Genomic DNA, 7,219 nt, shown 5'->3' on the forward strand with positions numbered 1-7,219 from the left:
CAGTTTGAAGTCGGGCAGCAGGTGTTGTCGCATGGCATGATGCCGATGATCGAGCCCGAGATTAACATCAAAAGCGAAACCCGCGCGGAGTGCGACGCGATCCTGCTCGAAGAAACACTGAAGCAACTCGATGCCCTCGGCGCAAACCAACAAGTGATGCTCAAGCTGTCTTTGCCAGTCGAGGCAGGCAAATTTGATGCACTGGTGCAACATCCCAAGGTGCTGCGCGTCGTTGCGCTGTCGGGTGGTTATAAGCGTCCGGAAGCCTGTGTCGAACTCGCCAAAAACAGCGGGATCATCGCGTCTTTCAGCCGCGCACTGCTCGAAGATTTGCGCCATCAGATGAGCGATGATGAATTTGACGCTTCGCTCGATGAAGCGATTGATGCGATCTACAAGGCCTCGATTGCTTGACAGTCCATAGTGCGGCTTCCACTGGTTTTGCATGAGTGAAACCAGTTGGGCAGCTGTCGACGAATATATCTCCGGTCATTTGCTGAAACCTGACAGCGCGCTGGCTAGCGCGCTGCGGCACAATGCGGCACAAGGGCTTCCGCCTATTGATGTGTCTGCGACCCAGGGCAAAATGCTGATGCTGCTCGCGCAGATGGCGGGAGCGAAGCATATCCTCGAAATCGGCACGTTGGGTGGTTATTCAACGATCTGGTTAGCGCGGGCATTGCCGGATGACGGGCAGCTTGTTTCGCTCGAAATCGATCCGGACCATGCAAAAGTGGCGCGCGAAAATCTGGATCGGGCTGGATTAAGTCCCAAAGTCCAGATTGTAACCGGTGCAGCCCTCGACAGTCTGCGCAATATGCAGCAACCGGCGCCCTTCGACTTCATCTTCATCGATGCCGACAAGCAGAATAATGTGAACTATGTCGAACAGGCGATCCGCTTGGCGTGTTTAGGCGCAACCATCATCGTCGACAATGTGGTGCGTGAAGGCGGCGTGCTCGATGCGTCCAGTGACGACGACCGCATTATCGGCACGCGGAAGCTGTTTGAACATATCGCCAACCATCCCCGGCTAGATGCCACCGCAATCCAGACCGTGGGTGACAAAGGTTGGGATGGATTTCTTTTAGCGCGTTTGCGTTAGAGGCCGCCAGCAAAGTTCAGGCTAAATCGGTATTTTCCAGCATCAATCTTGCCATTCTTGGGGCGGGCAGGGCGAATATTGGTCAGGGTCATCAAACCATCCGCGACAGCCATCGGTTGATCGCTTGATAGCAGTAATTCCCTGGGACCATCGGCTCGCATCCACAAAACCTTGATCCTGACTCGTCCGGCCCACACGCACTGAACATGGGCGGGGCAACGACTATCTTCGATGACAGCAATCGGCTTGATTATGGGCCCATCGACATAGACTGCTTCACCGATACGTGCATTCGCCGGGTCTCGGGACTGTTCGATAGGTAAAGAGATACAGCCCGAGAGGACCAGTGTCGGCAAGACGGCTGCTAAGATACGCATTTGCATTTACAGCGAATTGCCGACACCGCTATGAATGGAATATGACCAAACCAGCCTGCCAATTATATCTTATTTCTCCTTTGAATGTTGATGGTGATTTTCCAGTGCGTCTCGAAGAAGCATTGTCCGCAGGACCTGTCGCTGCCTTTCAGTTTCGCGTGAAGGATATCGATCAGCATGAAGCGGCCCGTATGGCTGCGCCTTTGCAAGACATCTGTGCGCGGTACGACGTTGCATTCATCGTCAATGACAGCATAGCGCTGGCCAAACGGATCAAGGCCGACGGGGTGCATCTGGGCCAGGACGATGGCGACCCGCGTGAAGCGCGCGAGGAACTTGGCCGCGATGCGCAGATCGGCGTCACTTGCCACAACAGCCGCCATTTGGCGATGGAAGCTGCTGAGGCCGGGGCGGATTATGTCGCGTTTGGTGCCTATTTCCCGACCACGACCAAGGATGTGAAGCACCAAGCCGATCTCGAAACGCTGGAAATGTGGTCACAATTCACCGAGGTGCCCTGCGTGGCGATTGGCGGGATTACGCCGGATAATGCCAAAGCCGTAATCGATGCGGGTGCCGATTTCATTGCCGTCAGCGGTGCCGTGTGGAATCACCCCGAAGGCTCGGCGGCGGCGGTGAAAGCCTTTAACGCGCTGCTTGCCTAATCCCGGCCTTGGCGCTAAAGGCCGCCGCTGTCGGCGCGCCTTATGCAAATCTGGCGGCGCCAAGCTCTTTCCATCTGTTAAGCGAGTGATCACATGAAAATCAGTGGCGTCGAAATTCGTCCGGGCAACATCATCGAATATGAAGGCGGTATCTGGCGTGCAGTCAAGATCCAGCATACGCAACCCGGAAAGGGGGGCGCCTATATGCAGGTCGAACTGAAGAACCTGCGCGATGGCCGCAAGAACAACGTCCGTTTCCGTTCGGCCGAAACCGTTGAACGTGTTCGCCTCGACCAGAAGGACTTCCAGTATCTGTATTCCGAAGGCGACAATCTGGTTTTCATGGACAAGGAAACCTATGATCAGGTGACCTTGCCGACCGATTTGCTGGGTGATGCGGCTGCCTTCCTTCAGGACGGTATGGATGTCGTCATGGAAATGTATGAGGATGAAGCGCTTTCTGTCGCCTTGCCCGACACTATTGAAGCTACAATTGTCGAAGCCGACGCTGTCGTCAAAGGCCAGACGGCTTCCTCCAGCTATAAGCCGGCCATTCTTGACAATGGCGTACGTGTGATGGTGCCGCCGTTCATCAGCTCGGGCACGCGCATTGTCGTTGACGTTTACGAACGGGAATATGTCCGGAAGGCTGACTAATGCCAGCCCTATCTGGATTAATGTCGGTCATGGAAAAGGCTGCCCGCAAGGCGGGTAGCAAGCTGCGCCGCGACTTTAGCGAAATCGAACAGTTGCAGGTCTCGATGAAGGGGCCTGCCGATTTCGTGACCAAAGCGGACCAGAAGGCCGAAGACACGATTTTCCGCGAGCTCGAAAATGCGCGGCCCGACTGGGGCTTCCTGATGGAGGAAACAGGAGAGATTGCCGGCAAAGAAGGTAAGCCGCGCTTCATCGTCGATCCGCTCGATGGCACCAGCAACTTTCTGCACGGCATTCCGCATTTCGCGATTTCGATCGCGGTGCAGGATCCCAAACCCGATGGTTCGGGCTGGGGCGATCTCTATATGGGTCTGGTTTACAATCCGATTACCGACGAAAGCTTTTGGGCCGAGCGCGGTAAGGGCGCTTTCCTAGGCCATAAGCGGTTGCGCGTGTCTGCGCGTCGCAAGTTGAGCGAGGCTTTGGTTGCGACCGGCGTTCCGTTCAAAGGACATGGCGATATCGAGGAATGGGGCAAGATTTACGCCGCCATCGCCCCCGAAGTCGCCGGTATCCGGCGTTTCGGTGCAGCAAGCCTTGATCTCGCTTGACTGGCGGCAGGTCGCTATGACGGTTTTTGGGAAAGGGGATTGTCGCCCTGGGATACCGCCGCGGGCTGCCTGATCGTGCGTGAAGCGGGCGGTTTTGTGACCGACTATCGTGGCCGTTCGCCCGCTATTGCCGATGCCCAATTGCTGGCCGGAAACGACCAGTTGCACAGTCGCTTGCACAAGCTTCTGGTCGGCGCGCTCAAATAATACAAAAATCGGTGGAAAAAAGCCGTGTCCGCCCCTTGCGGCGGTGCACAATCACCCCTAAAAGCGCGCCAATTCAGGCCTGAAGCGAGTCCGTTTTGACCGATCTGTCGCAATATCTGCCGATCCTCATTTTCCTGGTCATTGCACTGGGATTGTCGAGCCTTTTCGTGTTTCTGCCGATGGCGGTTTCGCGCCTTACAGGTGCGCACCAACCGACCGAGGCGAAGCTCGCCGAATATGAATGTGGTTTTCCTGCGTTTGAGGATAGCCGCAGCCAGTTTGACGTGCGCTTCTATTTGGTCGCCATATTGTTCATCATTTTCGATCTCGAAGCCGCCTTCCTCTTCCCTTGGGCCGTTAGCCTTGGCGATACCGGTTGGGTGGGCTGGGGCACGATGATGCTGTTCCTGTTCGAATTGGTCATCGGCTTTATCTATGCCTGGAAAGTGGGAGCACTCGAATGGGAGTGATCGAAACAGCACCCGCAGGCGGCGTTCCTGCCGATACGGATTTCGTCAAAGACCTGTCTGAAGAGGTCAATGACAAGGGCTTTGTCGTCACCTCGACCGAGGATCTGTTCACTTGGGCGCGCACCGGCTCGCTCTGGCCGATGACTTTCGGTCTGGCCTGCTGTGCCGTCGAGATGATTCATGGCTATATGCCGCGTTATGATTTCGAACGTTTCGGCATTGCCCCGCGCGCCTCACCGCGCCAATCGGACGTGATGATTGTCGCGGGCACGCTGTGCAACAAAATGGCTCCTGCGCTTCGCAAGGTGTACGATCAGATGTCGGAGCCAAAATATGTGATTTCGATGGGAAGCTGCGCCAATGGCGGCGGCTATTATCATTATAGCTACAGCGTCGTTCGTGGCTGCGATCGCATCGTGCCCGTGGACATCTATGTTCCCGGCTGCCCACCGACCGCAGAAGCACTGCTCTACGGTATCATGCAGCTGCAGCGCAAAATCCGCCGTGAGGGGACGTTTGAGCGATGAGCCATCCAGCCCCCCATATCGAAACGCCCAAGGGCACCGTCGCCGCAATCAAGAAAGCGCTGGGCAAAGACCTGCTTGCGATTGAAGAGGCGCATGGCGAGATTGCCTGCCATGTCAAAACCGACAAGCTGGTCGGCGCAATGATGCAGTTGCGCGACACTTGCGACTATCAGCAGCTGATGGAAATCGCCGGCGTCGATTGGCCTGATCGCGATCCGCGTTTCGAAGTCGTCTATTGCCTGCTTAGCCTGACGAAGAACCACCGCATTCGCGTGCATGTGACGACCAACGAAGATGTGGCAGTTCCCTCGGTAACCGAAATCTGGCCGGTCGCGGGCTGGCTCGAGCGCGAAGTGTTCGACATGTACGGCGTGACCTTTGCCGGCAATGATGATTTGCGCCGCATCCTGACCGATTATGGCTTTGTCGGCCACCCGCAGCGCAAGGATTTTCCGCTGACCGGCTATGTCGAGCTGCGCTATTCGGAAGAAGAAAAACGCGTGAAATATGAGGCCGTCGAACTGGCGCAGGATTTCCGCAGCTTTGATTTCATGTCTCCCTGGGAAGGCGCAGATTATGTGCTACCTGGTGACGAGAAGGGAGCCAGCAAATGAGCCTCCAGAAAGATCTCGCGCCGACGACCGGCGATGAAGTCATCCAGAATTATACGATCAATTTCGGCCCGCAGCACCCGGCAGCGCACGGGGTTTTGCGTCTGGTGATGGAGTTGGATGGCGAGATTATCGAACGTCTCGATCCGCATATCGGCCTATTGCACCGCGGCACCGAGAAACTGATCGAGCATAAGACCTATTTGCAGGCTTTGCCTTATTTCGACCGGCTAGATTACGCTTCGCCGCTGGCGATGGAGCATAGCTATGTGCTCGCGATCGAAAAGCTGCTGAACCTCGAAGTGCCGCTGCGTGCGCAATATCTGCGCGTGCTGTTTGCGGAAATGACGCGGATTTCGAACCATCTGCTCAATCTGGCGCACCATGCGCTTGACGTGGGTGCGATGACGCCGGGTCTGTGGCTCTATGAAGCGCGTGAAGATTGCATGACCTTCTTCGAACGCGCATCGGGTGCGCGCATGCACACCGCATGGTTCCGCCCCGGCGGCGTGCATCAGGATGTGCCGCTGAAGCTGCTCACCGACATAGGCGACTGGCTCGACGATCGCCTGCCGCGCCTGTTCGAAGACGGAATGGCGCTGGTCGTCGACAACCGTATCTTCAAGCAGCGCAATGTCGATATCGCTTTCGTCAGCAAGGAAGACGCGATCAAATGGGGCTTTTCAGGCCCGATGATCCGCGGCGCGGGCATCCCCTGGGATATCCGCAAGTCGCAGCCTTATGACGTCTATGCCAAGCTGGAATTCGACATTCCCGTAGGTACCAAGGGTGATTGCTATGATCGCTTCATGGTCCGCGTGGAGGAAGTGCGCCAGTCGATCCGCATCATGAAGCAGTGCCTCGCGCAAATGCCCGAAGGCCCGGTGTGTAGCGACGACCGCAAGATCGTGCCACCCAAGCGCGCCGAGATGAAGGCATCGATGGAAGCGCTAATCCATCACTTCAAGCTCTACACCGAAGGCTTCCACGTGCCGGAAGGTGCAGTCTATGTAGCGACCGAAAGCCCCAAGGGCGAGTTCGGCGTCTATCTGGTGAGCGACGGGACCAACAAACCCTATCGTTGCAAAATTCGCCCGACCGCGTTCAGCCATTTGCAGGCAATGGACATGATGTCGCGCGGGCATATGCTGGCCGATACCACCGCGATCATCGGCGCACTCGACATTGTATTCGGGGAGTGTGACCGGTGAATTGGAAGTCTGTTTCATCTGAGACGCTAAACTACTTTTGTTACGGATTCACAGGGGTTGTGTTTGCACAGTGGGCATTCAGTGACGGTATCGAGTTAGATCGGGCATTTTGGCTCGCTGGTGCGCTAGCCTTTGGAAGATTTGTGCGATTGATGATTGTGGAAGAAGACAAGGCTGTGAGAAATGGCTGAACCGTCAAACCGCCTCGCCATCGCCGAGCAGATGATCGCGCATTATAATGCACAGGACGCAGACGCCTATGTGGCGTTGATGACCGACGATGCTTGCGAAGCGGGCTATCGCGGTGCCGTGGTGCGCGAGGGCAAGGAAGGCACGCGTGTCGGATTGAAGGCTATGTTCGCCGAATTTCCGGAGAACCGCGCAGAAATCCTCAAAGGCTATGAATTGGGCGAATTTGTTGCACTTCACGAACGGGTTTTCCGCTCTGCAACTGCCGAGCCGTTCGAAGTGATGTCGATCTATAGTTTTGAAGGCGACAAGGTGTCGCGCGTGGAGTTTGTCCGATAATGGCTGACGCTGTCCACATTCCCGACGAAGCCGAAGTCCGCGCCAAATGGGCCGGATTCAAGTTTACGGCGGCAAACAAAAAGACCGCCGACATGTATGTCGCGCGCTATCCTGCAGGCCGTCAGCAATCGGCAGTTATGGCGCTGCTCGATCTGGCGCAGCGGCAAGTGGGTGAGGAGACCAAGACGCAGGGCTGGCTGCCGGTGCCGGTGATCGAATATGTCGCGGCCTATCTCAGCATGCCCTATAT

Annotated in this window: 10 protein-coding genes and 2 pseudogenes; 11 read left to right on the top strand and 1 reads right to left on the bottom strand. The window is 56.3% G+C overall.

The genetic code is table 11. From position 1 onward, the window contains the following. Both Q0239_RS06870 and Q0239_RS06875 read left to right on the top strand, forming a co-directional pair. Window positions 1–414 (top strand): annotated as a pseudogene (locus tag Q0239_RS06870) (class I fructose-bisphosphate aldolase); the annotation flags it as partial. A 31-nt stretch (window positions 415–445) separates the two neighbouring features. Then, a complete protein-coding gene (locus Q0239_RS06875; RefSeq protein ID WP_298600315.1) occupies window positions 446–1,105 on the top strand; it encodes an O-methyltransferase in 660 nt (219 codons plus the stop codon). Here Q0239_RS06875 and Q0239_RS06880 read toward each other — a convergent pair. Then, window positions 1,102–1,482, bottom strand: coding sequence for a hypothetical protein (locus Q0239_RS06880; protein ID WP_298600319.1), 381 nt, complete (start codon window positions 1,480–1,482; stop codon window positions 1,102–1,104). The two genes, Q0239_RS06875 and Q0239_RS06880, sit on opposite strands and share 4 nt — an antisense overlap. A 41-nt stretch (window positions 1,483–1,523) precedes the next feature. Here Q0239_RS06880 and thiE point away from each other — a divergent pair, with 41 nt between their 5' ends. The 9 genes and pseudogenes from thiE to Q0239_RS06925 all read left to right on the top strand — a co-directional run. Continuing rightward, window positions 1,524–2,147, top strand: a complete 624-nt coding sequence (thiE, locus tag Q0239_RS06885) for a thiamine phosphate synthase (RefSeq protein ID WP_298600322.1) — start codon at window positions 1,524–1,526, stop codon at window positions 2,145–2,147. Window positions 2,148–2,240: 93 nt separating this feature from the next. Then, window positions 2,241–2,804, top strand: coding sequence for an elongation factor P (efp, locus tag Q0239_RS06890; RefSeq protein ID WP_298600326.1), 564 nt, complete (start codon window positions 2,241–2,243; stop codon window positions 2,802–2,804). Continuing rightward, a pseudogene (locus Q0239_RS06895) lies at window positions 2,804–3,622 on the top strand (inositol monophosphatase). Before efp ends, Q0239_RS06895 begins: the two are co-directional and overlap by 1 nt. A gap of 95 nt (window positions 3,623–3,717) precedes the next feature. Continuing rightward, window positions 3,718–4,092 (top strand): NADH-quinone oxidoreductase subunit A, encoded by a 375-nt coding sequence (gene ndhC, locus Q0239_RS06900; protein ID WP_115548511.1) that lies wholly within the window; start codon window positions 3,718–3,720, stop codon window positions 4,090–4,092. Beyond that, the gene (locus Q0239_RS06905) at window positions 4,083–4,619 is read left to right on the top strand and encodes an NADH-quinone oxidoreductase subunit B family protein (RefSeq protein ID WP_115548510.1); all 537 of its coding nucleotides are present in this window, start codon (window positions 4,083–4,085) and stop codon (window positions 4,617–4,619) included. The genes ndhC and Q0239_RS06905 overlap by 10 nt, the downstream gene beginning before the upstream one ends. Continuing rightward, the gene (locus tag Q0239_RS06910; protein ID WP_298600333.1) at window positions 4,616–5,233 is read left to right on the top strand and encodes an NADH-quinone oxidoreductase subunit C; all 618 of its coding nucleotides are present in this window, start codon (window positions 4,616–4,618) and stop codon (window positions 5,231–5,233) included. Before Q0239_RS06905 ends, Q0239_RS06910 begins: the two co-directional genes overlap by 4 nt. Continuing rightward, a complete protein-coding gene (locus Q0239_RS06915) occupies window positions 5,230–6,441 on the top strand; it encodes an NADH-quinone oxidoreductase subunit D (RefSeq protein WP_298600336.1) in 1,212 nt (403 codons plus the stop codon). Before Q0239_RS06910 ends, Q0239_RS06915 begins: the two co-directional genes overlap by 4 nt. Before the next feature lie 183 nt (window positions 6,442–6,624). After that, entirely contained in the window at window positions 6,625–6,969 is a 345-nt protein-coding gene (locus tag Q0239_RS06920) for a nuclear transport factor 2 family protein (protein WP_298600339.1), read from the top strand. After that, window positions 6,969–7,219: NAD(P)H-dependent oxidoreductase subunit E (locus tag Q0239_RS06925; protein WP_298600342.1), on the top strand; the 251-nt coding region annotated here is incomplete at its 3' end. The genes Q0239_RS06920 and Q0239_RS06925, both read left to right, overlap by 1 nt.

Source organism: uncultured Sphingorhabdus sp., from assembly GCF_937872355.1.
Lineage (GTDB): Bacteria > Pseudomonadota > Alphaproteobacteria > Sphingomonadales > Sphingomonadaceae > Sphingorhabdus_B.